The organism is Oleiagrimonas citrea (genome assembly GCF_012395255.1).
GTDB lineage: Bacteria > Pseudomonadota > Gammaproteobacteria > Xanthomonadales > Rhodanobacteraceae > Oleiagrimonas > Oleiagrimonas citrea.
In genome coordinates this window covers 165,841-192,304 of sequence record NZ_JAAZQD010000005.1, presented here as the reverse complement: position 1 = coordinate 192,304, position 26,464 = coordinate 165,841, and the positions used below count along the sequence as shown (strand labels likewise).

The following is a 26,464-nucleotide window of genomic DNA, read 5'->3' as shown; positions in this document are numbered from 1 at the left end:
ACACCGAGCGAAGGTCGTCTTCAGATACGCTCGCCCTCTTCCTCGCTACCCGCATCGCGCTGCCCGCTGTCGGCCTCGAAGATGCGCTCCAGATCGGCCAGCGCCTCGCGTGAGGACTGTACCAGCGCGGTCTCGTCGTCGTAGACGAGATACTGGGTCTTCAGCAGCGCCTCGTCGTGCTCGCGGAAGCGCTCGACCTGCTGCGCCGCGTCGGCCTCCGACGCACCCAGCGCCGACAGCACCTGTCTGGTCATTTTTAGGCTGGAATCGAAGGTCTCGCGCACCGGCTCGTCGATGCTCAGATCCATCAGGCGGAAGACATGCTGACGGTTGCGCGCCCGTGCCACGATCTTGAGGTGCGGAAACTGCCGCTTGACCACGCGCGCCGTGCGCAGATTGGCCTGCGGATCGTCCGTGGCCAGTACGAAGACCTCGGCCTTGTCGGCCTGTGCCGCGCGCAGCAGTTCCGGACGCGCCGGGTCGCCGAAGAAGATCGACGTGCCGCCGAAGCGGCGCGAGAAATCCACCTGCTCGACCGAGGCCTCCAGCGCCACGAACGGAATGTGCTGGGCGCGCAGCACGCGCGCCACGATCTGACCGACGCGGCCGAACCCGGCGATGATGACCCGCGGCGCATCGGTGTCGATGTGATCGTATTCGCGCGTCTGCGGCGTGTCGCGCTCGCGCAGCAGACGCGCCAGCGCCGTCACCAGCAACGGCATCAGCGCCATCGACAGACTAACCGCCAGCACCAGAAGATCGCGCTGGCGCGGCTCCAGCAGATGCTGACCCAACGCCAGGTTCAGTACCACGAAGGCGAATTCGCCGCCGCTGGCCAGCAATACCGCCATGCGCAATGCATCGGCGCCACTCAAGCTCCCGGACAGGCGCCCCACCGGCCAAAGCAGGACCCCCTTGACCAGCAGCAGACCGAGCACCAGTCCGGCCACGATCCACGGCGCCTGACGCAACAGCGACAGATCCAGCGACATGCCGACGCTGATGAAGAACAGGCCGAGCAGCAGCCCCTTGAACGGTTCGATGTGCGATTCCAGCTCGTGCCGATATTCGGAATCGGCCAGCAGCACGCCGGCAAGGAACGCGCCCAGCGTCGCCGACGCACCCGCCAGCTCCATGACCCAGGCCGTGCCCATCACCACCAGCAGCGCGGTCGCCGTGGACACCTCCTGCATGCGCGTACGCGCGACGATGCGGAACAACGGCCGCAGCAGATAGCGGCCGCCGACCATCACCACCACGATCGTGGCGACCACACGCAGCGCGCCCATCCACATCGGATCGCCCGTTTGCGCGGCGCCGTACCCCAGCAGCGGCACCACCGCAATCAGCGGAATCGCCGCCAGATCCTGGAACAGCAGCACCGCGAAAGCCTGCCGGCCGTACGCGGAACCGGCCTCCTTGCGCTCGGCGAGAATCTGCAGACCGAATGCCGTCGACGACAACGCCAACGCCGCCCCCACCACCACGGCCGCACGCAACGACAAACCGAAACCGTAATAGGCGACGGCCAGCAATGCCGCACCGCACACCAGCACCTGCAGCAGACCGGTGCCGAACACCGCGTGGCGCATCACCTTCAGGCGCGACGGCGAAAGCTCCAGACCGATCACGAACAGCATCAGCACGACGCCCAGTTCCGACACCTGCGCGACGCGGCCGGTATCGCCGACCAGTCCCAGCGCATGCGGCCCGATGGCGATGCCTGCCAGCAGAAAACCCAGCACAGCGGCCAGCCGAAACCGTTTCGCCAGCGGCACCGCCAGCACGGTCGCCAGCAGAAACACCACGGCCATCTGCAGCATGTGTTCGGTATGCACTCGCTTCCCTTGAACGAACCCGCCACGCGCATCGCGTGCGTCCAGAGTACGTCAGGCGGCGAGCGCTGTCCCTCCCGGAACGACATCGGACTGCCATTTCACGAACAGCGCCCGTCATCGCCCCCTGACCGGAATGGGAGACGCAGGCCGAGGATCAGGAATCGATGCATCCCGCATCGGCGGCACCATGTTTCGAATGCACGGCGCGCGAAGACGTGCCGACGCATTCCGGCGCACTTTGTCACCATCGATGTCGACGGGCCGACGCGCTGAACAAGCGTCGTTCAGTGCCGAAAATCCAACGAGGTGGTCATGTGGTCAGTCCGCCTCGCGCAGCCAGCGCGCGGCGTCGAGCGCGAAATAGGTGAGGATGGCGTCGGCGCCGGCGCGCTTCATCGCCACCAGCGACTCCAGCACACAGGCGCGTTCGTCCAGCCAGCCGTTGGCGAAGGCGGCGCGCAGCATCGCGTACTCGCCGCTGACCTGGTAGACGAAGGTCGGCGCGCCGAACGCGTCCTTCACGCGGCGCACGATGTCCAGATACGGCATGCCCGGCTTCACCATCACCGCGTCGGCGCCCTCGGCCAGATCCAGCTCGACCTCGCGCAAGGCCTCGTCGCTGTTGGCCACGTCCATCTGGTAGGTGTGCTTGCCGCCACCGCCCAGACTGGCCGCCGAGCCCACCGCATCGCGGAACGGGCCGTAGAAGCTGGAGGCGTACTTGGCCGCATACGCCAGGATGCGCGTGTGGATGTGCCCGGCGGCTTCCAGCGCGTCGCGGATGGTGCCGATGCGGCCATCCATCATGTCCGACGGCGCAACGAAGTCGGCGCCGGCCTCGGCCTGCGCCAGCGCCTGCTTGACCAGCACCTCGACGGTCGGCTCGTTCATCACGTAGCCGGCGGCGTCGATCAGACCGTCCTGACCGTGCGTGGTGTACGGGTCCAGCGCCACGTCGCAGATCAGACCCAGTTCGGGCAAGGACTGCTTCATGGCGCGAATGGCGCGCTGCATCAGGCCATCGGGGTTGTACGCCTCGGCGGCGTCCTCGCTCTTGGTCGACGCGTCCGGGACCGGGAACGGGGCCAACGCCGGAATGCCCAGACTCAGCGCCTGTTCGCCCACGCGCAGCAATTCGTCGATGGACACGCGCTCCACACCCGGCATCGACGGCACCGGCTCGCGCACGCCCTGCCCCTCGCGCACGAACACCGGAAGGATCAGATCGGCGGGCGTGAGGACGGTCTCGCGCATCAACGCACGGGAAAAAGCGTCACGGCGCATGCGACGCATGCGAACAGCGGGGAAGGTCATGGGCGGAATCCGGTCCAGAGAACAGGTAACGACCGTTCATTGTACGCCGCCCCTCGGCATGCCCCCAGCGGCAAGCCGCCGCGGGCTTCACCAAACGGCCCCATCCCGCCTCGGGAATGCCTCGAATCGACCGAGCACGGCCGCATTCGTCGTGCACCGTTCGAGGCGTGAATCACAGAAAAGCACTTGTTGTTAAAAGAAAATTAATCTACTGTAGATCAAGACGATGCACCCTGATTTGCAGTCCTATCCCAAGAACTGGTTTCAAGTCACGGATTTTACTGACATGTTCTCCTCAGTCGCTCTGACCTTCCTGATCGCCTTCAGCGCACTCACGCTGGGCATGTCCGTCAAGCGCATCCCCGAGGGCCAGGTCTACACGCTGCGCCGCATGGGCCACAGCGCGCCGCGACTGCTGCAACCCGGCACGCACTGGATTTGGCCTGTTCTGGAACACGTCACCCACCGCATCAGTCTGGTCGGCCGCTCGCTGGAGCTGGATGGCGAAGGCCAGGACGCCCTGCACGGCACGGTCTACTGGCAGGTGCTGGAGCCAGAACGCGCCGATGCCGTGATCGAGCGCGCCGAAGCCTTCATCCGCGAACAGGCGCAGCTGGCCGCGCCGCAACTGGCGGTGCTCGACAGTGACGCCGCACGCAATGCCGCGCTGAAGGATCGCCTCAACGCCACCCTGACCCAGCACGGTCTGTTCGTGACGCGCGCACGTCTGCGCGAGCGCGCCTGAGACTGGCATCCGCCCGCCGTCGCGGGGATACTTGTCGGTTCCACTCCACGGAATCACGCATGTCCCGCGCCACGCTGCAAACCCGACTCGACCAGGGCCTCGCCGCCCTCGGCCAGACCCTGGCCGAGGATGTCCGCGCGCGACTGGTCGACTATGTGGAGCTGCTGGCGCGCTGGAACGCGGCCTACAACCTTACCGCCGTGCGCGACCCGCAGGACATGGTGACGCGCCACCTGCTCGACTCGCTGGCCATTGCACCCTTCGTGACTGGCACCACCCTGGCCGATGTCGGCAGCGGCGCCGGCCTGCCCGGCTTGGTGCTGGCCATCATCGCGCCCGAACGCGCGGTCACCCTGATCGACACCAACGGCAAGAAATCCCGCTTCCAGCGCGAAGCGGTGCGCAGCCTGCGTCTGGACAACGTCGAGGTGATCCATGCCCGCGTCGAGCAGGTCGAGGGCACGTTCGACTGCGTCACCGCGCGCGCCTTCGCCAGCCTCGGCGACATGCTGACCTGGGGCGGCCACCTGCTCGCCGCGAACGGCCGCTGGCTGGCCATGAAGGGACGCCGCCCAGACGACGAACTGACGGCGCTACCGGACGGATTCCGGCTCGAACGCGAACACGAAGTGACCGTGCCCGGCCTGGACGCCGAACGCCGCCTTCTGGTGCTGGCGCGGTCGGACGCGCCGTGATGGTACGCTTCCACTCCCTGTCCGTGCCGAACGCCGCCCTGCGCGCGGCGACGGACGCGACGGTCGACGCAGCGAGGGGACCATGACGCGCATCATCGCGATCGCCAATCAGAAGGGTGGTGTCGGCAAGACCACCACCGCCGTGAACCTGGCTTCGGCGCTGGCCGAGGCCCGGCGCAAGGTGCTGCTGGTCGACCTCGATCCGCAGGGCAACGCCACCATGGCCTCGGGCGTCGACAAGGACGACGTCAAGCCGAACGGCTGCGAGGTGCTGCTCGAGGAAGCGCCGATCGAGGACGCCATCCTCACCACCGAGGCCGGCTTCGATCTGCTGCCCGGCAACGGCGACCTGACCGCCGCCGAACTGAAGCTGATGGACGCGCTTGCGCGCGAATCGCGCCTGTCCGAGCAGCTGGGCAAGCTCGGCGACCGCTACCACACCATCCTCATCGACTGCCCGCCGTCGCTGCATCTGCTCACGCTCAACGCACTGACCGCGGCCGACGGCCTGCTGATTCCGGTGCAATGCGAGTACTTCGCGCTGGAAGGCCTGTCGAGCCTGCTCGACACCGTCCGCGCGGTGCAGCAGCGACTCAACCCGAAGCTGGAGATCGAAGGCCTGCTGCGCACCATGTTCGACGTACGCAACAACCTCGGCAACGAAGTCTCGGCCCAGCTGACCAAGCACTTCGGCGACAAGGTGCTGCGCTCGATCATCCCGCGCAACGTGCGCCTGGCCGAAGCCCCCAGCCACGGCCAGCCGATCAACCTCTACGACCGCGGCTCGCGCGGCGCGATCGCCTACCTCGGGCTGGCCGGCGAAATGATCCGCCGCGAGCGCACTGCGGCAGCCGCCACGACGGCAACGAACTAGGAGCACATTCATGGCGGCCAAGAAACGTGGACTCGGACGCGGACTCGACGCCCTGCTGGGCAGCGAAGACGCCGCGGCGACGGGCAAGGACGGCAGCAAGACCGAAGGCGAGCTGCGCACGCTGCCGATCCAGCACATCGGCCCAGGCAAGTACCAGCCGCGCCAGCACTGGAACGAGGAAGCGCTGACCGAACTGGCCGACTCGATCCGCGCCCAGGGCCTGATCCAGCCTGTGGTGGTCCGTTCCATGGGCCGCAACAAGTACGAACTGATCGCCGGCGAGCGCCGCTGGCGCGCCGCGCAGAAGGCCGGCCTGTCCGAGCTGCCGGCGCTGGTGCGCGACGTGCCCGAGCAGTCCGTGCTGGCGATGGCGCTGATCGAGAATATCCAGCGCCAGGAACTGACTCCGCTGGAAGAGGCCCAGGCGCTGGAGCGCCTGATCGACGAATTCAGCCTGACCCACCAGCAGGCCGCGGAGGCTGTGGGCCGCTCGCGCGCCTCGGTGTCCAACCTGCTGCGCCTGCTCGACCTTCCCGACGCCATCCGCGAGCTGCTCGACGAGGGCAAGCTGGAAATGGGCCACGCCCGCGCCCTGCTGACGCTGGACGCCGACATCGCTACGCCGCTGGCGCGCCAGGCCTCGCGCATGGGCTGGTCGGTGCGCGAGCTGGAGGAAGCCGTGCGCCGCGCGCAGAACGGCAGCGGCAAGTCGGGCAAGTCCGCCAAGGGCGCGCCGCGCGATCCCGACGTCGAACGGCTGGAAAATGAGCTGGCCGAGAAATTCGCTACTCGTGTGCAGCTGGCCCACGGTCGCGGCGGCAAGGGCAAGCTGGTCATCCACTATCACAGCCTGGACGAACTGGACGGCATCCTCGGCAAGATGCGCTGAATGCAGCTGCGACGATCTGTCCAAGGCAGGGGTGAAAGATGAAGCCGTCTGACCCGGTCCTACAAGATGTGAATGCCCGACAGCATCAGTTCGAAGCCCTGACCCGCGCCCATGCCGCGGATCTGTTCCGTTTCGCCTGGTGGCTGTGCGGGCAGGAAGCCCTGGCCCACGACCTGGTGCAGGAAACCATGCTTCGCGCCTGGAAGAACATCGACAGCCTGCGTGACGCCGACGCCGCCAAACCCTGGCTGCTGACCATCCTGCGTCGCGAGCACGCGCGTCTGTACGAGCGCAAGCGCCTGGATCTGGTCGAACTGGAGGACAACGTCGCCGAAAACGCGGCATGGGCCGACCCCGAACGGCAAGGACGCACTGCCGAAATACGCCGAGCCATGTGGAAACTGCCGAAAAAATACCGCGAGCCGCTGCTGCTGCAGACCCTGGGCGGCTTCAGCTGCGAGGAAATCGCCAACGAGCTGGGCGAGAAGCCCGGCGCGGTGATGACGCAGCTGTTCCGCGCCCGCCAGCAGCTGAAGGCACTACTCGATGACGACCGGGAGGCCGCGCATGGACTGTCTTGAGTTCCGCCGCATCCTGACCGCGACGCCGCACAGCGACGACCCGGCCTTCATCGCGCATCGCCGCGAGTGCGCCTCCTGCGCCGCAGCCTGGGAACGGGCGCAGGCGTTCGAGAACGAACTGATGCAGGCCCTGAATATGCCGGCCCCCGAGGGGCTGACCGATCGCATCCTGCTGGCGCAAACGACCGGCCGTCGCCAGCGCATCTCGCGCGGCCGCCGCATCGCCCTGTCGCTGGCAGCCTCGGTGCTGGTGGCGCTCGGCGTCGGTGGCGTGGTCTGGCAGCAGGTCGATGCGCATTCGCTGCCGGCGCTCGCCGTGGCGCACATGCCGCCGGAAATCGAATCGCTGAACCTGACCGAGCCGCTCACTACGCAGGCCGTCGCCGCCGGATTCGCCGGCCGAAACCTGGCCCTGCGCGGCCCGGTGCCGACCGGCACCACCTACGTGCACGACTGCGAAGTCGGCCGGTACAAGGCCGTGCATCTGGTCACGCGCCGCGACGGCGAGCCGGTGGTGGTGCTGTACATGCCGGACAAGCGCGTGGCGAAGACCCGCGACTTCGACCGCCACGGCTGGGTCGGTCGCGAGATGCCGATGGGCACCGGCTCGCTGGTGCTGCTGACCAACCGCGGCACGCGCGCCCCGTTCGACGCCGTCGCCGCCGACTGGCGCAAGGCCATCCAGGGACCGGGTGCGGACGCCGGGCATGCACCACTGGCGCCCTGAACGACGCTAACGTTGCGCTGACACTCCCTCTGCTATGACTGCGCCCTCACATACGTGGAGGGCGCGATCATGCACGGCAATCCGGTGGGATGGTTCGAGATCTACGTCCACGACATGGCTCGGGCACGGGCCTTCTACGCCAGCGTCTTCGGCGTCGAATTCGAACGCCTGAACGACCCCAACGACAGTGGCATCGAGATGCAGGCGTTCCCCTCCGACATGGAACGCTACGGCGCCGGCGGCGCGCTGGTGAAGATGGCCGGCGTCGCCGCCGGCGGCAACGGCACAGTGGTGTACTTCGCTTGCGAGGACTGCGCGGTCGAGGAATCCCGCGTAGCCGGGGCCGGCGGCACGGTGCAGCGCACGAAGATGTCGATCGGTCCCTACGGTTTCATCTCGCTGATCGTCGACACCGAAGGTAACCTTTTCGGGCTGCACTCGATGGCCTGATCGCTCCTGCGCCGCAAGCACGCGGACAGAGCAGAAAAAAGCCGGCGCGGAAAATCGCGCCGGCCTCGGACTCTCCGTGCGTCGAGCGAGTCAGGCGTGGGCCGCAGCACGCGACTTCAGCACCCGACTCAGCAACGCATCCAGCGACCAGCGACCCGCTCCCCACGCCACCAGCGCCAGCAGCATCAGGCCCCAGGCCTTGTGATCGGCGAAATCGCTGCCGATCAGGCCATGCCAGAAGCCGTTCGGCCACAGCGCCGGGTACGAGATCACGGCAATGAGGTTGTACACGAACAGAAACGCCGCCATCAGTCGCGTGCCCAGTCCCAGCGCCAGGAACCACGGCACGATCAGCTCGACCCAGGTGCCGAGGAACGCGGCGACCGAGGCCGACAGCAGCGGTACCTGGTATTCCTCCGAGAACAGGTAGTGGGTACCGGTGGGGTCGTCGATCTTGACCACGCCGGCGCGCCAGAAGGCGACGGCGACGAACAGGCGGAACAGCAGAAGAACCAGCGGTGAAAGTCCTTCGAGCAGTCCGGTGGTGCGCGCCCACAAGGGCAGGATGCGTGCATTCATGACAGAGCCTCCGGGGCGGTCGTGTCGGCCGCGTGAACGGTGGATGCGGCGAGCAGGGCGTGCTCGAATACGGGCTGCAACAATGCGGGCAACCGCGCGGGATCGGCGTCCGCGCCGAGCGCTTCGGCCAGCAGACGTCCCTCGCGCAGGGCCTGCAGGAAACGAGCAGCGTCGGGCGTGACCGGCTGCATGACGATCTGCGTCGCGTGGCGCCAGAGCAGCACGCTCTGCGGCGCGCCGCGCGGATCGGGTGCATCGCCCTGCGGGTCGCGCGCCCAGGTCCACAGGTCCAGCGCCGGCACGGCGGCCTGCAGCACACGCACGTGCGGCTGCAGCGGAAGATGCAGTCGCTCGGCGGGCACCTCGTCGAGCGCGCGCAACAGCGCCTCGATATCCGCGACAGGATGCTCGGCGGCCAGTAGCGCCTCCTGGCGCAGCCATTCCAGCTGCGCGACGTCGACCAGCCATGCATACCCGGCCAGTTCCGGCTGCGCGCCGAGGAACGCCGCGAAGTCGCGACCGAAATGCTGCAGGTTGCCGCCGTCGCTTCCGCGACGCGCGGTGTAACGCGTGGCCAGACCGTCGAAGCTTTCTTCGCCAATCAAGGCGCGCACCGCCGGGAATACGGCTTCGAGCGCCTCGACATGGATGGCGTAGCCGGCGTTGCGGTAGATGCGCAGCCGCGCCTGCGGATCGATGCCGCGCGCGGCGACCCACGGCGTCAGCATCGGTGCATCGCCCTCGATCAGACTTGCGGCGAAGGCGCGTTGCAGCTCATGCAGGGACGGCGGCGCGTGCATACAAATGCTCCGTGGCGATGCGGGCCTCGTCCTCGAGCACCGCGAAATCGGGAAGATCCTGATCCCATTCGATCAGGGTCGGTTTCGGACCGAAGCGCCGCACAGCGGAGACGTACAGGTCCCACACCGCATCGTCGACACGGCGGTTGTGCGAATCGATCAGCAGCTCGCCGCCCAGCCCCTGCTTGCGGGTGAAGCCGGCCAGGTGCATCTCGCCGACCCGCTCACCGGGGACGCCATCGAGGAAATCGAGCGGATCGAAGCCGTGGTTCACGCTGTTGACGTAGACGTTGTTGACGTCCAGCAGCAGGCCGCAGCCGCTACGCCGGGAAAGCTCGGCGAGGAATTCCCATTCGCGCAGCGTCGAATGGGTGAAATGGATGTAGCTGGAGACGTTCTCGACCAGGATCGTCCGGCCCAGCATCTCCTGCACCTGCTGCACGCGCTGCGTCATCAGCGCCAGCGCCTCCTCGGTGTACGGCAGCGGCAGCAGGTCGTTGTAGTGGCGACCGTCGATCGCGCCCCAGCACACGTGTTCGGACACCAGCCCCGGCTCGACGTGCGCGACCAGCGCGCGCAACTGCGCCAGGTGATCGGCATCCAGCGCATCGGCCGCGCCCAGCGACAGGCCCACGCCGTGCAGACTCAGCGGGTAGTCCGCGCGCAACGCATCGAGCAACTCGCGATTCGGCCCGCCGGCGGCGAAGAAGTTCTCGCTGTGCAGCTCGAAGAACGGCACCGCCGGCCGCTGCGCCATGACGTGATCGTGATGCGGGGCACGCAGCCCGATCCCGACGGCCGTCGGGACCGGGCGCACGCACGAGGTGTGCGACAGCGGCATGGATCAGCTCTTCTTCATCATGCCGTCGTGTTCCATCATCGCGCCGCCCGGCTTCGTGGAGCCGCCGTCCAGCTTCTCGCACAGCCCGGCCGGCACCGCGACGAAAGCGTGCGGATCGCGTGCCTTGGAATCCTGACCGGCGCAGGAATGACCCGGCGACTGGCAGTCGTTCTTGTTGGCCGCGTTGACGCCATAGCACTTGACCAGCTTGTCGTGGCCCATCTTGTCGCCCGCATGCGCGCTCGCGGCGGTGCCGATGGCGCCGGCGGCCAGCAGGGTCATCAGGGTCGATTTCAGAATGGTGTTGGCTTGCATGGGTCGTCTCCCTTGGCATTTTTGTCGGACGCCGGCACAGCGCCGGCATGCAAGGGGACCCGGACTCGGACGGATTCCTTACACGCATCGGCCGAATGGCCTGCGCCGAAGCCGTGCTTGCGCGATAATGCACAGCCGAACCCTTCGCGGAACAAGCCCATGCCCGATCTGTCCGTGGTCGTGCCCGTCTACAACGAGCGCGACAACATCCCCCCGCTGCTGGCCGAAATCGCCACCGCCCTGCGCGGAAAGGTCGATTACGAGGTGGTCTACGTCGACGACCGCAGCAGCGACGACAGCCGGGACGTACTCCAGGCGCAGAAGGCCGAACACCCGGAACTGCGCGTGCTGCACCACCTGGAACAGAGCGGCCAGAGCACCGCCGTGCGCAACGGCGTGAAGGCCGCGCGCGGCACCTGGATCGCCACGCTGGACGGAGACGGTCAGAACGATCCGGCCGACATTCCCAAGTTGATCGCCGAACGCGATGCGTCCGACCCGAACGTGAAGCTGTTCGCCGGCTGGCGCGTGAACCGCAAGGACACGGCCAGCAAGCGCCTGGGCTCGCGCTTCGCCAACGCCCTGCGCAGCCGTCTGCTGCGCGACGAGACCCCGGACACCGGCTGCGGCATCAAGCTGTTCGAGCGCGCCGCGTTCCTCGACCTGCCCTACTTCGACCACATGCACCGCTACCTGCCCGCACTGATGCAGCGTGCCGGCTGGAAGGTGAAGTCGGTACCGGTCAACCACCGCGCGCGCAACGCCGGCAGCTCCAAGTACACGAATCTGGGCCGCGCCATCGTCGGCATCTCCGACCTGCGCGGCGTGGCCTGGCTGATCAAGCGCTCCAAGCGCACCGGGATCGAGGAACACTGAGTCCCCGCGCGGTCGCGAGACCGTGCGTCAGGTCGATGCGGATTCGTCCGGGTCGGCCTCGGCGTCGTCCACGGATGCGTGGCTGCCGTGCAGATGATGCGGCGTCCAGTTCTGCAGAATGCGGCCGGCGCGCATACGCCCCAGCTCGATCAGTTCGCGTGCGCGATGAAATTCGTAGGCTGTGGACACATTGGCCGGCATCTCGATCAGCAGATCCGGCTGGTAGGCCGCCAGACGCAGCTGCGCCAGATTGGCCTGCATCAGATCCAGCGACAGGCTGAGCAGTTCCAGCGCGCCCTGTTCGCGCGGTTTCTCCTCGCCTTTCGGCATCATCTTGCCGACGAAATCGGCGATGCGCTTGCGGTAGCTGTCGGCGTCCTCGTGTTCCTGTTCGTGCGCATCGATGTCGGCCGTCGACGGCAGCGCTTCGATCGGGCCGTTGACCCCGACCGCGACCATGTAGTCCCAGGACGCACTCAGCAACGGCGTCACCGGCAGCGGGTTGAGCAGGCCACCATCGACCAGCCGCCGACCGTCGATGCGATGCGGGCGGAAAATGGACGGAATCGCGATCGACGCGCGGATGGCATCGAACAGCGGGCCTTCGGTCAGCCACATCTCGCGACGACGGTCGATGTCGGTGGCCACGGCCGTGTAGGCCATCGGCAGATCGCCGATGTCGATCTCGCCGATCAGTTCGCGCAGCGTCTCGATGATGCGCTCGCCCTTGATGAGCCCGCCGCCGGACAGTGTCCAGTCGACCAGTCGCAACACGTCGATGCGCGCCAGCGAGCAGACCCAGTCGCGGTAGACGTCCAGCTTGCCGGCTGCATAGATGCCGCCGATCAGCGCACCCATCGAACTGCCCGCAATGGCCACGATCTCGAAACCGCGACGATCCAGTTCCTCGATGACGCCGATGTAGGTCAGCCCCTTGGCGCCACCGGCGCCCAGCGCCAGTGCGATACGCGTGGGCCGGCCATCCTTGACGGCGGCGAGCGAGGTCGATGCGGTGCCCATAAGAACGCTCTCCGTGTTCAGCGCGGAGGCGACTGGTACACGCCCTGCGCCAGCTGCAGCAGGATTTTCATCTCCTCGCGCAGCGGGGCCGGCGCCACGACCTCGGCGTCGGGGCCGTACTTGAGCATGTCCATCAGCAGTTCGCGCGAATTCGAATACGGCAGTTTCAGCTCGTAGCGCCCGTCCGGCAGCCACTGGCCCTGCTGCTGCGAATGCCAGTGTTCGTCGGCGACCCAGCGCGCCGCATGCGAGGAGAAACGCAGCGTGGCCCAGGCCTTGGGTGTGCCGGCGAATATGCCGTAGCTCGACGCCAGCGTGTCGTTGAGTTCGGATTCCGCGACTTCATGCGCCGGCTCGTCGAGCGCGTGCGCATCGACGATGCGGTCGACGGCGAAGCTGCGCAGCGCCTCGCGATCGTGGTCCCAGGCATCCAGGTACCAGTTGTCGCGGTAGTGCGTCAGGCGCTGCGGCGAGACCAGGCGACGGCTGTCGGCGTCGGTGGTCCGCGCACGGTAGCGGAAACGCAGCTGGCAGCGCTCCAGCACCGCGCCGGCAACGACGCGGAACGCATGCTGATCCAGTTTTCGCGCACCGTAATTGATGACGCGGATGCGCTCGACGGGCAGTTTCTTGCCACCGGCGTGATCGGCCAGAAGCCGCTCGATGCGCGAGGTGATCGGTGCCAGCGCGCCCGACAGCACGCCCGGATCGGAGCGCTGCACCAGCGCCTGCAGCGCCATCAGCGCCGACAGTTCGTCGGAGGTCAGCCACAGGCCGGGCAGTTCGAAGCGGTCGCCCTCGCCCGCCTCGTAGCGGAACGCGGCGTGCTCGCCTCCTGCGCTCTCGACCGGCGCGCCGAGCGCGTCACGCAGAAAGGCAATGTCTCGGTACAGCGTCGCGCGCGAACAGGAGAGCTCGTCCATCAGCCGCGACAGGGTGACCGGATAGCGGGCCGACTTGAGCAGGCGATGCAGCGTGAGAATGCGTTCGTATCGATCCATGGTCGCGTTCCCATCAGTGGACGTGGGGCGTGGGTACACCGGGCCTTCCATGCTCCCACAACCGGCTTCGCGCCGGAAGCACCCGCGCTGCGCATGGCGGACTGTGCGAAAATGCGCCTCCCTATCCGCCCATGCCCGACGCACGGACCGCATGCCGGTGCCGAACGCCGCGCGGTCCGCTAGCATGGTTGCGGCACGACCTCCCTTCGGATCGCCGAGAACGTCGCTTTGAACATCCGTATCGCCATCATGCCTGGCGGTCGCTCCACGACCCCGCACCGGGAGCCACGTCCGTGAGCTGGCAGGCCTGGGCCACCGTCGCCATCATCGTGGTGACCATGGCGCTGTTCGCCAGCGAGCGCGTGCGTATCGACGTGGTCGCGCTGATGGCGCTGGCGGCGCTGGCCGTGCTCGGCATCGTCACGCCGGCGGAAGCGCTGTCCGGCTTCAGCAACGAGGCGACCGTGACCGTGGCAGCGATGTTCGCGCTCAGCCTCGGCATCGAGCGCTCCGGCGTACTCGAACCGCTGGCGCGTCTGCTCACGCGCATCCGAAAACCCTGGCTGCTGACGCTGGCGATCATGCTGGTGATCGCGCCGCTGGGCGCCTTCATCAAGAACATCGCGCTGGTCGCCACCTTCCTGCCGCTGGCGCTGCGCGTGTGCTCGCAGACCCGCACGTCGCCCTCGCGCGTGCTGATGCCGATGGCCTACGCCGCGCAGATGGGCGGCGTATGCACGCTGATCGGCACCTCGTCGAACCTGCTCGCCGACAGCCTGGCGCGCGACGGCGGCCTGCCCGGCTTCAACGTCTTCGAATTCACCGGCCTGGGCGCGCTGCTGGCCGTGGCTGGCATCACCTACATCATGCTGATCGGCCGCTGGATGCTGCCGCGCGAGAGCAACCTGCCGGAGCAGGAGAACGAGGAAATCGGCAAGTACGTCACCGAGCTGCGCGTGACCGAGAAGTCCTCCCTGCTCGACCAGACCATCGCCGAAGCCGTGCTGGGCGAGAACCACGGCGTGTATCCGCTGGAGCTGCTGCGTGGCGAACGACGCATGTGGTCGCCGCGCTCGCAGAAGTTGCAGGTCGACGACGTGCTGCTGGTGCGCGGCAGCTGGGACAAGATCGAGACCTTCCGCAACCGCGCCCACCTGGAGAATGCACCCGAGGCGCGCTATGCGCGGGGTGCCAGCGAGACGCCGCGCGTGGTGGCCGAGGTGATGGTCGCGCCGGCCAGTCCGATCGAAGGCCACCGCCTCGGCGAAACCGCGCTGAACTGGCGCTACGACGCGACGGTGCTGGCCATCCATCGCCGTGGTCACATCCTGCGCGACAAGCTCAGCAACGTGTCGCTGGCGGTCGGCGACGTGCTGATGGTGCTTGTGGACGAAGCCGCCATGCCGCGCCTGCGCGCCGACGAGAATCTCATCGTGCTGAGCCAGCGTGAGAGCGTGCGCCCGATTCCGCGCAAGGCCGTGATCGCCGTGGCCATTCTCGCCGCCGTGGTGCTGGTGTCCGGGCTGAAGCTGCTACCGATCCCGATCGCCGCGGTGTGCGGTGCGGCGGCGATGGCGCTGACCGGCTGCTTCGGCACCAAGGACGTCTACGAAGGCATGGACTGGAAGATCATCGTCCTACTCGGCGCGATCCTTCCGCTGGGCACGGCGATCGAGAAGACCGGCCTGTCGCATACCGTGGTCGAGGGCGCGATGAGCCTGGTCGGCTACCACAGTCCATTGGGCGCGCTGCTGATGGTCTACTTGCTGACCGCGCTGCTGACCGAGTTGATGGGCCACAACCCGGCCGTGGTGCTGATGGTCGGCATCGCCATTTCGGTGGCGCACGCCATCGGCGTCAGCGCACAGCCCTTCGTGGTCGCCGTCGCCTTCGCCGCCGCGACCTCGTTCGCGACGCCTGTGGGCTACCCGACCAACACCATGGTGTACTACGCCGGCGGCTACCGCTTCACCGACTTCATGAAGATGGGCATTCCGCTAATCGGGCTGTTTTGCGCCCTGTCGATGTGGCTGATTCCGCTGTTCTGGCCGTTCCATCCCTGAGCTGAACGGTCGCCCCGGTCATCACTGGAAGGCAGCGACGGCCATGACGTACCCTGCCTGCTGATCTGCGCGGCCCCGGCGGCCGCGGCCCTCATAAAATCCCCCCAACCCCGGAACGGACGACATGAATCACGTTTCACGCCTACTGATCGCCCTGTCCCTGGCACTGCCGCTGACCGCGATGGCGCAGGACAACCCCGCCAGCAGCAATTCCAGCGACGCCACCAACAGCGGCGGCTGGTCCGGCAGCGGCGAACTCGGCTACGCCGCAGCACGCGGCAATTCACGCACCGAGAACCTCAACGCCAAGCTGAGCCTGAAGAAGGAAACCGAGCTCTGGAAGGACAGCTTCTACCTGACCGGCCTGCGCTCGAAAGGCAACGTCACCGTGACCGATGCCAACGGCAACAGCGTGGCGCAATACACCACCACCGCCAACCGCTACGAGGGCGGCGCCTCGGTCGGCTACAAGTTCAGCCCGCGCAGCTACGTGGTGACCGCGGGCCGCTACGAGCACGACGAGTTCGGCTCCAACCTGTGGCAGGGCGTGGTCTCGGTCGGCTACGGCTACATCGCGCTGAAGAATGCGCGCACGGAGTTGTCGTTCGAAGCCGGCCCCGGTTACAAGCGCTACCGCCCCGCCGACAAGACCGTCACCGTCAACGGCCAGAGCATGAAGGTGGCGTCGCCGGTCAAAGACGAAGGCGTGCTGCGCGGTCTGATCAACTGGAAGTACCAGCTGACGGCCAACACCAAGCTCGAGAACACGCTGCTGGTCGAAGCGGGCTCCAGCAACCGTTACTACCAGAACGACGCCGGCCTGTCGGTCAGCATGACCGAGAAGCTCGCGATCAAACTGGGCTACCAGTTGCGCTACAACAGCAACGTCGAGCCTGGCGTGAAGCACAAGGATCAGCTGTACACCACCAACGTGGTCTACAACTTCTGATCGCCTGAGATCACGCGAAAAAACTTCGCCGGAGCGCGCCGCACGCGCTCCGGCGCATGTCCTGGAAGTCGATCAGCGCGGTTCGAGAAACGCCCCGGCGCCCTGATCGAGCAGCATCTGCGCCACGTTTCTGCCCAGCGCGGCAGCACCGTCCAGCTCGGCCTCGGCACGTGCGCGGACCACCTGGCCGCTGGCGACGTCACCGACCAGTCCCATCAGGGTCAGGCCGCGCTCGCCCACCACGCACCAGGCGCCGACGGGCACCGTGCAACTGCCGCCGAGCGCGGCATTCATGGCGCGCTCGGCGCCCACCGCAAGGCGGGTTTCGGCATCGTCCAGCGGCTTCAGCAGCTCGGCGATGCGCCGGTCGCCTTCGCGAAGCTCGACGGCGATCGCCGCCTGCCCCGGCGCAGGCAGCCAGTCCGGCGCATGCAGCCGCGAACGGACACGCTCGCCCAATCCCAATCGATCCAGCCCGGCGCAGGCCAGGATGATCGCGTCGTAGTCGCCGGCATCGAGCTTGCCCAGCCGCGTGTTGACGTTGCCGCGCAGATCGCGAATGTCGAGATCCGACCGCAGGGCGCGCAGCTGCGCAGCGCGGCGCAACGACGAGGTTCCCACACGCGCGCCCTCCGGCAAATCGCCGGGGCGCTCGAAATGTGCGCTGACAAAGGCATCCGCCGCATCGGCGCGCGGCAAGATCGCACCAATGGCGAAGCCCGGCTCCAGCGTAGCCGGCATGTCCTTGAGCGAATGCACGGCAATATCCGCACGCCGCTCCAGCATCGCCACTTCCAGCTCCTTCAGGAACAGGCCCTTGCCGCCAATGCGCGCCAGCGGCTGGTCCAGCACCTGATCGCCGCGCGTGCTCATCGGTACCAGCTCCACATTCAGGCGCGGATGCGCCTTGCGCAGCAGGGCGGCGACGTGTTCGGCCTGCCACAGGGCAAGCGCGCTCTTGCGAGTGGCGATTCGGAGCGTGTGGGCTGTCATCGGGAATCCGGTTGGGGCGATCGCGGTCACGCGATGCAAACCCGCATTCTACGATCCGCGTTCGCATGGCTCCACCGCCATGCGGCGCGCTCAGGTATCGCCACGCACATGGCGGCGCACCGCGGGCAGGCTGCGGCGGCTGACTTCCGGCGTCTGCTCGGTGCCGGCCAGCCGCACCACGCTGCGACCGTCATCGAGCGTGCGGATACCCAGCAGGCGCGCGCTGGCGACCAGGCAGTTTCGATGCACGCGCAGCAGGTGCTCGGGCCAGGCCTGCTCCAGTTGGCGCAGCGAGTCCTCGATCAGCGCCTCACCATGGTCGTGATGCACGGTGACGTACTTCTCGTCGGCGACCAGGAAGATCACCTCGGCCAGCGGAATGCGGCGTTCCTCGTCGCGCGAGCGCGCAGTCAGCGCCGGCGCCGCGCCGGGCGCCGCGTCGATGCGAAGACGCGCCCGTTGCAGCGCCTCGCGCAGCCGTTCCAGGCGCACCGGCTTGAGCAGGTAGTCGACCACACCGAGTTCGAAGGCGCGCGGTGCGAACTGTTCGTAGGCGGTGCAAAACACCACCTGTGGCGGACGCGGCAACCGCGCCAGCCGCTGCGCCAGCGCCGTACCGTCCATGCCGGGCATATTGATGTCCAGCAGCAGCAGATCCGGCTGCGCCTGCATGCAGGTCGCCAGAGCCGCTTCGCCGTCGCTGACGCTGGCAATCACGGCGGCGTCCTCGCACTCGCCCAGCAGCGCCTCCAGGCGCGCGCGCGCCAGCGGTTCGTCGTCGACGATGATGATCTTCATGCCGGACTCCGGGGCAGGATCACGCGCACCGTGTAGCGTCCGTCCGCGTCCTCGACCATCAGCCGCCCGCGCTCGCCGTAATGGTAGGCGATGCGCTGGCGCACGCTGTGCAGGCCGTGACCGTGACCGTGACCGTCCTCGTCCAGCGTGGTGACCGGCTCGCGCGGCACGGAGTTGTCGATGGCCATGCGGACCTCGTGTGCGTCGGCGCTGACCGCGATACGCACCGTGCCACCCTCGCGGCTGGGCTGGATGCCGTGACGTACCGCATTTTCCACCAGTGGCTGCAACAGCAGGCGCGGCAGCGTGAAGTCGGTCGGCGGATCGACGATGTCGCGCTGTACGCGCAGACGGTCGCCGAGGCGGCGCTGTTCGATGTCGAGGTAGCGGTCGACCAGGTCCAGCTCCTCGCCCAACGTGCCTTCGCTGTCGCTGGCCAGCGCCGCGCGGAACAGGTCGGCGAGGTCTTCCACCGTGCGCTCGGCCGCGGCGGGATCGACCCGCACCAGCGCCGCGACCGTGTTCATGCTGTTGAACAGGAAATGCGGCCGGATGCGCGCCTGCAAGGCCTGCACCTGCGCGCGCGATACCGCCGCCAGCCGCGCGCGCCACTGCATCAGCACGTAGAAATAGCGCAGCAGGGCCGCGGCGATCAGCGCCACCAGCGTGCCGTTTATCAGGGTGAAACGCGAGGTCGTCTGATGCGTCAGGCCAAGCTGCAACGCATGATCGATCCAACCGATCGACGCGCTCAGCAACACCGTCATCGCCACCATCCACGACCAGACGGCGAAATACGGCAGCGTCGACGGAAGCCGCTCGAACCAGGGCCGGAGCATGCACACCGAAGCCGCCAGCACGACCGACAGCCACACCGCGAACAGCATGCCGACGCTGAAGGCGCGCCAGCCAGGCCGTGCGCCCGGCGCCAGCTGCATCACCGTGATCGTGATGCCCGCCACCAGCACCAGGGCGAACAGGCCCTGCATGCTGCACAGATCCGGCAGCGGCACACGCGTGTCGTCGCGGTCTCGATGGTCGCGGTTCATGGCTTCATCGTCTGCATGCCGCCCCGGTCGGCGCAGGAGATGGGAGCACTCTACCCGTTTGCGCCGGCGTCCGCCGCCTGCGTCGCGCACAGCCGCTCACCGAGCCAGCCGCGCAGATCGGCGATCTCCTCGACACTGACCTGGTGCGCCATCGGATAGCTGTGCCAGTCCACGCCATAGCCGAGCTGCGCCAACGCATCGCGGGACTGCTCGCCCAGCGCCTGCGGCACCACCGGATCCTGGCTGCCGTGTCCCCAGAAGATCGGCGTGTCGGCGTTGGCCGCGCTGCGTTCGTCGGCCAGCGACTCCGCCAGCGGCAGATAGGTCGACAGCGCGACGATCCCCGCCAGTCGCTGCACATGGCGCAGGCCGGCGTTCAAGGCAATCGCGCCGCCCTGCGAGAAACCCGCCAGCACGATGTGCTCGACCGGCACACCGCGTTCGATCTCGCGCGCGATCAACGCCTCGACCGCCTGCATCGACGCGTGGATGCCCTCCGCATCCTGCTTGTCGGCGATGTCCATGCCCTTGATGTCGTACCAGGCACGCATCGCCATGCCGCCGTTGACGGTCACCGGCCGCACCGGCGCATGCGGGAAGACGAACCGCAACGCGGGCCACTCCGGCGCCGTCAGCACCGGAATGATCGGCATGAAGTCGTTGCCGTCCGCGCCCAGGCCATGCAGCCAGATCACGCTGTGGGTCGGGTTCGGAGCGGTCTCTTTTTCTACGGTTTCAAGCAGCGTCATGACTTCTTTCTTGGCATCACAAAAGCCAAGCGTAGCGTCTTCGGCAGAACTTTTTCAGTGCGTGCGCCGCACCTTGACTGCATGGGCATGATCGGGCCGAAGCGGTTGCCCCGGCCCTTTGTTTGCCATGCGGCGTTCCGACCACGACATGCAATCACGCCGTGGCCGGAGCGTTCCCGGTCAGTGTACGTCCAGCCCCAGCTCGCCGGCGAAGAAGCTCAGCGCCAGCGCGGTGTTGCCCACGCGCTGCGCGAACGGCGCGCCGATGCCGTGACCGGCGTTCATGCGCGTCAGCAACAGGATCGGCTGTCCCGAGTCGCTGGCGTTCTGCAGCGCGGCGGTGAACTTGCGCGACTGCCACGGCGCCACGCGCGGGTCGTTCGCGCCGGTGGTCATCAACACGGCCGGGTAGGCCGTCTTCGGCTTCACGTTCTGCAGCGGTGAATACTTCAGCGTCGCGCGGAACTGCGCCGCATTGGAGACCGAACCGTACTCGCTGACGTTGTACTTGCCGTTAGCGAAGTTGGTCTCGTGGCGGATCATGTCGTAGATGCCGACCATCGACACCACCGCGCGATACGCCTTCGGATGCTGCACGATCTGCGCGCCCATCAGCAGGCCGCCGTTGCTGCCGCCCATGATTCCCAGATGCGCGGTATCGGTCCACTTGGCCTTCTTCAGCGCCTGCCCGGCGGCGTAGAAGTCGTCGAACACGTTCTGCTTGTGCAGCTTCTGGCCCTGCGCATGCCAGGACTCGCCGAACTCGTTGCCACCGCGGATGTTGGCGTAGGCCAGCACGCCGCCATGTTCCAGCCAGGCCATGTACGGACCGATGAAGCGCGGCGCGATGGGAATGTCGAAGCCGCCGTAGCTGTACAGGATGGTCGGCCGCTTGCCGTTCGGCGTCACGCCCGGCATCGACAGCACGGTCACCGGAATGTGCGTGCCGTCCCGGGACACGCCCTCGACGCGCTGCACGCGGACCTTGGCGTAGGCATCGGTCGCCGGCTTCACTTCGAACACGGTCTTCAGCGCACCGGTCTTGGTGTCGTAATCGACCCAGCGCGACGGCAAGCTCCAGCCACCGTAGCTGATCAGCGCGTGATCGCGCCCGTGCTCGGCCGCGATGCCGCCGATGCCGATGCCGCTCTTGGGCAACGGCACGCGGCGCACGAACTTGGCATGGTCGTCGTACTGATCGATCCACCAGTCCGGACCCCAGCTGCGCACCACCGCAAAGCCGTCTCCCATCGGCGTCACGCGCTGCACCGCGCCCTTGCCCGGCTTCAACAGCACGTGCAGTTCGCCGGACGGCTCGCGCACCAGCAGGCGTCCGCGCGACGCGTCGGCGTATTCCAGCAGCACCAGACGCTGGCCGACCCAGGCCGCGCCGCGCACGTTGGAGCGGCGCCCCAGCAGCTTGCTCCAGTGTCCGTCGCGGCGCAGGTACACTTCCGCCGCGCCGCCGTCACCGATGTTGGCCAGCATCGCCAGCCGCTTCGCGCCGGGCGAACTCAACAGGCGATATTCGGCCACCGCCGAATAGCCCTTGCCGAAGACGACCTTGTCCGTGTCGGCCTGGCTACCCAACGCGTGATGCACCAGTTCGGCATTGAACTGCTTCACCTTCTTGCCGGTCGGCGGCACCGGGAAGCGCACATAGACGAAACCGTGCTCGTCCGCGTCCCAGGCCAGCGCCTGCGGCGTGGTGCCGCCACCGGCGTACGGCAGCGTGTCGTCGAGCCGCTTGCCGGTCTTCACGTCGAGTACGTGGATGGTGGTCAGTTCGCTGCCGCCCTTGGCGGTGCCATAAGCCAGATAGCGCCCGCTGGGCGAGGGCCAGTAGGCGGTGATCGCCTCGCCGCCACCGTCCTTATTCAGGTCCACCAGCGCACGCGCCTTGCCGTTCGGCCAGGCCTGCGCCATCAGCACCGGCTGCGGCTGCGGCGGCGTCTCCTGCATGTAGAAAAGCGTGCCGCCGGCCATCTCCGGCGCCGAACGCGTGGTCGAGGTGATCGCCAGTTCGCGCACGCGCTTGCTCAGCGCCGCGTTGCCCGGCATGGCGTCGATGACATGCTCGGTATAGCCGTTCTGCGCCTTGATCCATCGCTGCACCGCCGGATCGCCCGGGTTCTCCAACCAGCGGTACGGGTCCTGCACGACGACGCCGTGCAGCGTGCTGCTGGCGGCATGGCGCGCGGTGTGCGGCGGCGGCACGTCCGGCGGCGGGGCCTTGGTATCGAGCAAGGTCATCTCGGTGGACGAGCGGGTATGCACGGCGCTGTCCTGGGCATGGGCGACGCCCGCCCCCATAGCCAACGCCGCAAGGACGGCAAGCGGAAAGACTCGCATGGTGATGACACCTCCAACGGACTGCACAGGCTCCGAAGCGTAGCGCCATGCGCGCTCCTGCTCGACCCCTGACTTTCGGCACATGGCGCGCGCAACGGCGAATCGAGGCGGTATCCTCGGGGTTTGTTCGCACTGGGGAAACACGCATGCGTCGCATTGCCTTCTTCGCCGCGCTGGCGCTGACCTGCGCGCCCGCGCTGGCCGCACGGCTCACGGTCGACCAGATCATGGCCAATCCGGACTGGATCGGTCCGGCCGTCGAATCGCCGCACTGGAGCGCCGACAGCCAGTTCATCTACTACCGGCTCAAGCGCAAGGGCAGCGACATCCGCGACCTCTATCGCGTCGACCCGGTCAGCGGCCAGAGCGTGAAACTCGATGGCGCGCAGCAGGCCCAGGCCGACGGCGCACCGATCCTCAACCGCCAGCACACGCGCGCTGCCTTCCTGCGCCACGGCGACGTCTTCGTGCGCAATCTGGCCACGCACAAGCTGATCCAGGTCACGCGCACCGCGCAGAAGGAAAGCGGCGTGCAGTGGAGCGCCGACGGCGACACCGTGCAGTACCGCGCCGGCAACGACTGGAGCACCTACGACCTGCGCACTGGCACCACGGCCAGCGTCGCCGTACTGAAAACCGCCGACAACCCGCAGGATGCCAAGCCCGACCAGATGGAGCGCCTGCAGCTGAGCCTGTTCTCGACGCTGCGCCACATGAAGGCCGAAAAGGACGCCGAACGCCAGCGCGACGCGCAACTCGACCGCACCGACGCCACCCGCGCCGCGCAGCCGTTCTGGCTCGGCAAGGGCGTCCAGATCGCCGACACCGAGCTGTCGCCGGACGGCCGCTGGATGATCGTCGTCACCCAGCCCAAGGGCTACGACGCCGGCAAGTCGCCGGTGGTCAACCACTACGTCACCGATTCGGGCTACATCCACCCGGAGAAAGCGCGCACCTATGTCGGCCGCAACGACCCCGCGCCGCAATCGCTGGTGCTGCTCGACCTGAACGCGCACAAGCAGTATGCGCTGCCCCTGAACGCCCTGCCCGGCATCCACGACGACCCGCTGGCCGCGCTGCGCGCCAAGCGCCAGGCCGAACTGCGCAAGCAGGGCCATGATGCCGAGGCCAAGGCGCTCGACGCACCCAAGACCCGCGGCGTGCGCATCGCCGACTACGGCCCGGCCACACTGACCTGGAGCGACGACGGCCGCGCCGCCGCCGTGATGTTCCGTGCTATCGACAACAAGGACCGCTGGATCGCCAGCGTCGACTTCGCCGCGCACAAGCTGGTGCCGCAGCACCGCCTGCACGACAAGGCCTGGATCAACTGGAACTACAACGGCTTCGGCTTCGTCCCGCACAGCCACACGCTGTGGTACGAAAGCGAGCAGAGCGGCTATGCGCAGCTGTACGTGAAGGCCCTGAACGGCCGCGCCAAACAGCTGACCTCGGGCCATTTCGAAGTGCGCACGCCGCAGCCCTCGCCGGACGGCAAGTGGTTCTACGTGCTCGCCAACAAGCAGGCGCCGTACGCCTACGACGTCTACCGCGTGCGCAGCAGCGGCGGCGATCTCGAACGCGTGACCGCCTACGAAGGCATGTACGACGTCGAAACCCCGGTGCCGTTCCGCCTGTCGCCCGACGGCAAGCGCCTGGCCGTGCTGCATTCGTCGGCCTACGTGCCCGACCAGCTCGCCGTCATCAACGTCGATGGCACCGGCGGCCGCGAGCTGACCGACACCCGCACGGCGAAGTACAAGGCCATGCGCTGGATCCAGCCGCAGATCGTGCAGGTGCCGTCCAGCCACGGCGACTTCAAGATCTACGCCAAGCTGTACAAGGCCGCCGACTACGACGCCTCCAAGCCGCACCCGGCCGTGCTGTTCGTGCACGGCGCCGGCTACCTTCAGGACGTCACCAAGGGCTGGTCGTACTACTTCCGCGAGCAGATGTTCCACAACCTGCTCGCGCAGGAAGGCTACGTCGTGCTGGACATGGACTACCGCGGCTCGGAAGGCTACGGCCGCGACTGGCGCACGGCGATCTACCGTCACATGGGCCATCCGGAGCTGGAAGACCTGCTCGACGGCAAGGCCTGGCTGGTCAAGCACTACCACGCCGACCCGCAGCGCGTGGGCATCTACGGCGGCAGCTACGGCGGCTTCATGACCGAGATGGCGCTGCTGCGCGCACCTGGCCAGTTCGCCGCTGGCGCGGCGCTGCGTCCGCCGGCCGACTGGACCAGCTACAACCACGAGTACACCTCGAACATCCTCAACGATCCGCAGCTCGATCCCGAGGCCTACAAGATCAGCTCACCGATCGAATATGCGCAGAACCTGCAGGACCCGCTGCTGATCTGCCACGGCCTGATCGACAACAATGTCATGCCGACCGACTCGATCCGCCTGTACCAGCGCCTCATCGAACTGCACAAGCACAACTTCTGGATTTCGCTGTATCCGATGGAGCGCCACGGTTTCGTCCACGCCGATTCCTGGCGCGACGAATACACGCGCATCCATGACCTGTTCACGCGCTTCGTGCTGAACAAGAAGGACAAGGACACGGCGGCCGCCAAACCCTGACGTCCCGGGTGATTCGGAATCACGGCACGGGCCGGGCTTGCGCATGCGAGCCCGGCCCGTTCTTTTTTCTGGCCCGGCATGCGACGCACCAATGACCGACATGCTCAAATGAAACGCTGCAACGTGCCGAACCGCCCATGACGCGCCAGCCGACCCTCGCCACCGAACGCCTCGTGCTTCGCCCGTTCGCCGCCGCCGATGCGGAAGCGGTGCAGCGACTGGCCGGCGACGCGCGCATCGCCGACACCACCACGCACATTCCGCATCCGTACCCGGATGGCGCGGCCGAAGCCTGGATCGCACAGCACCCGGCCGACTTCGCTGCCCGCCTTCGCGCCGTGTTCGCCGTGACACTGCGCCGCGATGCGCGATTGGTCGGCACGGTTTCGCTGAACGGGATGTCCCGCCCGGATGCCCGCGCCGAGCTGGGCTACTGGATCGGCGTCGAGCACTGGGGCCAGGGCTACGCCACCGAAGCCGCCGCGCGCCTTCTCGCGTTCGGCCACGAAGCGTGGGGGCTGAGCCGGTTCGTCGCCCACTGCCTGGCGCGTAATCCAGGCTCGGCACGGGTCATGGAAAAACTGGGCATGAAACAGGAAGGCCGCCTGCCGCAGCACCTGCGCAAGAACGGGCGCTTCGAGGACATCCTGCTGTACGGGCTGAACCTGCCTTCACGCGGCCGCGACGCACCCAACGGCGCGCGGCCTCGAAGCCGGACGGAGTAGACTCCCCGGCTTGCCCTCGACGTCTGGAGCCCGCCATGCCCATCACGCCCCGCATTCCCCGCCCCTGGGTCGACCGACAGGCGACCGCGCGCACATTGATGGAAACCGAGCTGGAAAAGCTGCCGGCGGACGAGCGCGAGATCGTCGAACGCTTCATCCGCCGCAAGCACATCGCACGCAATGTGCTGAAGGAATTCGATCAGAGCATGAGCTTCGGCGAGCGCCTGTCCGACCGCATCGCCGAAATCGGCGGCAGCTGGACCTTCATCCTGCTGTTCCTGTTCTTCCTCGCCGCATGGATGGTCTTCAACAGCTTCGTGCTGCACAAGCAGGCCTTCGATCCGTATCCGTACATCCTGCTGAACCTGGCGCTGTCGTGCCTGGCTGCGCTGCAGGCGCCGGTCATCATGATGAGCCAGAACCGGCAGGCCGACGCCGACCGCGCGCAGGCCAAGAACGACTACGAGGTCAACGTCCGCGCCGAGCTGGAAATTCTGCAGGTGCATGAAAAGATCAACGCGACCCGCGAAACCGAACTCACCGAACTGCTGGAGATCGCCCGTCGTCAGGAAGAAATGATCGGCGCATTGCAGCAACGGCTTGCCGCAAGCTCTTCCTGACATGCTCTTCCACACCCTCGCACGCACAAT

26 protein-coding genes are annotated in these 26,464 nt (G+C 67.3%); 13 read left to right on the top strand and 13 right to left on the bottom strand.

Translation table 11 applies throughout. The annotated features are described in order from the left end of the window. Nucleotides 1-20: 20 nt before the first annotated feature. Both HF690_RS13220 and hemB read right to left on the bottom strand, forming a co-directional pair. Nucleotides 21-1,838 (bottom strand): monovalent cation:proton antiporter-2 (CPA2) family protein, encoded by a 1,818-nt coding sequence (locus HF690_RS13220; protein ID WP_338042922.1) that lies wholly within the window; start codon nt 1,836-1,838, stop codon nt 21-23. A gap of 318 nt (nt 1,839-2,156) precedes the next feature. Beyond that, on the bottom strand, nt 2,157-3,152 hold the full coding sequence (hemB, locus tag HF690_RS13215) for a porphobilinogen synthase (protein ID WP_168609770.1): 996 nt from the start codon (nt 3,150-3,152) through the stop codon (nt 2,157-2,159). A 286-nt stretch (nt 3,153-3,438) separates the two neighbouring features. Here hemB and HF690_RS13210 point away from each other — a divergent pair, with 286 nt between their 5' ends. The 7 genes from HF690_RS13210 (at nt 3,439) to HF690_RS13180 (ending at nt 8,113) form a co-directional block, all read left to right on the top strand. Then, nucleotides 3,439-3,897, top strand: coding sequence for an SPFH domain-containing protein (locus tag HF690_RS13210; protein ID WP_240151767.1), 459 nt, complete (start codon nt 3,439-3,441; stop codon nt 3,895-3,897). A 59-nt stretch (nt 3,898-3,956) separates the two neighbouring features. After that, nucleotides 3,957-4,592 (top strand): 16S rRNA (guanine(527)-N(7))-methyltransferase RsmG, encoded by a 636-nt coding sequence (gene rsmG, locus HF690_RS13205; RefSeq protein WP_113065733.1) that lies wholly within the window; start codon nt 3,957-3,959, stop codon nt 4,590-4,592. A gap of 82 nt (nt 4,593-4,674) precedes the next feature. After that, nucleotides 4,675-5,466, top strand: a complete 792-nt coding sequence (locus HF690_RS13200; RefSeq protein WP_113065732.1) for a ParA family protein — start codon at nt 4,675-4,677, stop codon at nt 5,464-5,466. A 10-nt stretch (nt 5,467-5,476) separates the two neighbouring features. Next, nucleotides 5,477-6,355, top strand: coding sequence for a ParB/RepB/Spo0J family partition protein (locus HF690_RS13195; protein ID WP_168609769.1), 879 nt, complete (start codon nt 5,477-5,479; stop codon nt 6,353-6,355). A gap of 68 nt (nt 6,356-6,423) precedes the next feature. Beyond that, nucleotides 6,424-6,936: a sigma-70 family RNA polymerase sigma factor gene (locus HF690_RS13190; protein ID WP_240601827.1), complete on the top strand. Its 513-nt coding sequence runs from the start codon at nt 6,424-6,426 to the stop codon at nt 6,934-6,936. Beyond that, entirely contained in the window at nt 6,923-7,663 is a 741-nt protein-coding gene (locus HF690_RS13185) for a DUF3379 family protein (protein WP_168609768.1), read from the top strand. Before HF690_RS13190 ends, HF690_RS13185 begins: the two co-directional genes overlap by 14 nt. Before the next feature lie 69 nt (nt 7,664-7,732). Next, nucleotides 7,733-8,113, top strand: coding sequence for a VOC family protein (locus tag HF690_RS13180; RefSeq protein WP_113065815.1), 381 nt, complete (start codon nt 7,733-7,735; stop codon nt 8,111-8,113). 90 nt (nt 8,114-8,203) lie between these two features. Here the strand turns inward: HF690_RS13180 and HF690_RS13175 are convergent, their stop codons facing one another. The 4 genes from HF690_RS13175 to HF690_RS13160 are packed head-to-tail and all read right to left on the bottom strand — an operon-like array spanning nt 8,204 to nt 10,648. Continuing rightward, entirely contained in the window at nt 8,204-8,692 is a 489-nt protein-coding gene (locus HF690_RS13175; protein WP_168609767.1) for a DoxX family protein, read from the bottom strand. Further along, a complete protein-coding gene (locus HF690_RS13170) occupies nt 8,689-9,492 on the bottom strand; it encodes an HvfC/BufC family peptide modification chaperone (protein ID WP_168609766.1) in 804 nt (267 codons plus the stop codon). The genes HF690_RS13175 and HF690_RS13170 overlap by 4 nt, the downstream gene beginning before the upstream one ends. Beyond that, nucleotides 9,467-10,333, bottom strand: a complete 867-nt coding sequence (gene bufB, locus HF690_RS13165; RefSeq protein ID WP_168609765.1) for an MNIO family bufferin maturase — start codon at nt 10,331-10,333, stop codon at nt 9,467-9,469. The genes HF690_RS13170 and bufB overlap by 26 nt, the downstream gene beginning before the upstream one ends. A gap of 3 nt (nt 10,334-10,336) precedes the next feature. Then, the gene (locus tag HF690_RS13160; RefSeq protein WP_113065725.1) at nt 10,337-10,648 is read right to left on the bottom strand and encodes a BufA1 family periplasmic bufferin-type metallophore; all 312 of its coding nucleotides are present in this window, start codon (nt 10,646-10,648) and stop codon (nt 10,337-10,339) included. Between the two features lie 159 nt (nt 10,649-10,807). Between HF690_RS13160 and HF690_RS13155 the strand changes: the two genes are divergently transcribed. Beyond that, on the top strand, nt 10,808-11,524 hold the full coding sequence (locus tag HF690_RS13155) for a glycosyltransferase family 2 protein (RefSeq protein WP_168609764.1): 717 nt from the start codon (nt 10,808-10,810) through the stop codon (nt 11,522-11,524). Nucleotides 11,525-11,551: 27 nt separating this feature from the next. Here the strand turns inward: HF690_RS13155 and HF690_RS13150 are convergent, their stop codons facing one another. Both HF690_RS13150 and HF690_RS13145 read right to left on the bottom strand, forming a co-directional pair. Next, a complete protein-coding gene (locus HF690_RS13150; RefSeq protein WP_113065723.1) occupies nt 11,552-12,544 on the bottom strand; it encodes a patatin-like phospholipase family protein in 993 nt (330 codons plus the stop codon). Nucleotides 12,545-12,561: 17 nt separating this feature from the next. Continuing rightward, entirely contained in the window at nt 12,562-13,545 is a 984-nt protein-coding gene (locus HF690_RS13145) for a helix-turn-helix transcriptional regulator (RefSeq protein WP_113065722.1), read from the bottom strand. A 131-nt stretch (nt 13,546-13,676) separates the two neighbouring features. On the opposite strand from HF690_RS13145, the gene HF690_RS13140 reads away from it, so the two are divergent. Then, the gene (locus HF690_RS13140; RefSeq protein WP_193568507.1) at nt 13,677-15,608 is read left to right on the top strand and encodes an SLC13 family permease; all 1,932 of its coding nucleotides are present in this window, start codon (nt 13,677-13,679) and stop codon (nt 15,606-15,608) included. A gap of 124 nt (nt 15,609-15,732) precedes the next feature. Then, a complete protein-coding gene (locus tag HF690_RS13135) occupies nt 15,733-16,557 on the top strand; it encodes a DUF481 domain-containing protein (RefSeq protein ID WP_338042921.1) in 825 nt (274 codons plus the stop codon). Between the two features lie 72 nt (nt 16,558-16,629). On the opposite strand, the gene hemC is transcribed toward HF690_RS13135, so the two are convergent. From hemC to HF690_RS13110, 5 genes are all read right to left on the bottom strand, one after another. Continuing rightward, the gene (hemC, locus tag HF690_RS13130) at nt 16,630-17,550 is read right to left on the bottom strand and encodes a hydroxymethylbilane synthase (protein WP_168609762.1); all 921 of its coding nucleotides are present in this window, start codon (nt 17,548-17,550) and stop codon (nt 16,630-16,632) included. A 90-nt stretch (nt 17,551-17,640) separates the two neighbouring features. Then, nucleotides 17,641-18,348 (bottom strand): LytR/AlgR family response regulator transcription factor, encoded by a 708-nt coding sequence (locus HF690_RS13125; RefSeq protein WP_168609761.1) that lies wholly within the window; start codon nt 18,346-18,348, stop codon nt 17,641-17,643. Continuing rightward, nucleotides 18,345-19,397 carry a sensor histidine kinase gene (locus tag HF690_RS13120; RefSeq protein ID WP_168609760.1) on the bottom strand — a complete coding sequence of 351 codons (1,053 nt, stop codon included), beginning with the start codon at nt 19,395-19,397 and terminating at the stop codon, nt 18,345-18,347. Before HF690_RS13120 ends, HF690_RS13125 begins: the two co-directional genes overlap by 4 nt. Nucleotides 19,398-19,447: 50 nt before the next feature. Further along, nucleotides 19,448-20,146 carry an alpha/beta hydrolase gene (locus tag HF690_RS13115; protein ID WP_168609759.1) on the bottom strand — a complete coding sequence of 233 codons (699 nt, stop codon included), beginning with the start codon at nt 20,144-20,146 and terminating at the stop codon, nt 19,448-19,450. Nucleotides 20,147-20,326: 180 nt separating this feature from the next. Continuing rightward, nucleotides 20,327-22,498, bottom strand: a complete 2,172-nt coding sequence (locus HF690_RS13110; protein WP_240151766.1) for a prolyl oligopeptidase family serine peptidase — start codon at nt 22,496-22,498, stop codon at nt 20,327-20,329. 146 nt (nt 22,499-22,644) lie between these two features. On the opposite strand from HF690_RS13110, the gene HF690_RS13105 reads away from it, so the two are divergent. From HF690_RS13105 to HF690_RS13095, 3 genes are all read left to right on the top strand, one after another. Continuing rightward, complete coding sequence (locus HF690_RS13105) at nt 22,645-25,089, top strand: S9 family peptidase (RefSeq protein ID WP_168609758.1); 2,445 nt, start codon at nt 22,645-22,647, stop codon at nt 25,087-25,089. Nucleotides 25,090-25,226: 137 nt separating this feature from the next. Then, a complete protein-coding gene (locus HF690_RS13100) occupies nt 25,227-25,814 on the top strand; it encodes a GNAT family N-acetyltransferase (RefSeq protein ID WP_168609757.1) in 588 nt (195 codons plus the stop codon). Nucleotides 25,815-25,849: 35 nt separating this feature from the next. Further along, a complete protein-coding gene (locus tag HF690_RS13095; RefSeq protein ID WP_113065713.1) occupies nt 25,850-26,434 on the top strand; it encodes a DUF1003 domain-containing protein in 585 nt (194 codons plus the stop codon). Nucleotides 26,435-26,464 lie beyond the last annotated feature (30 nt).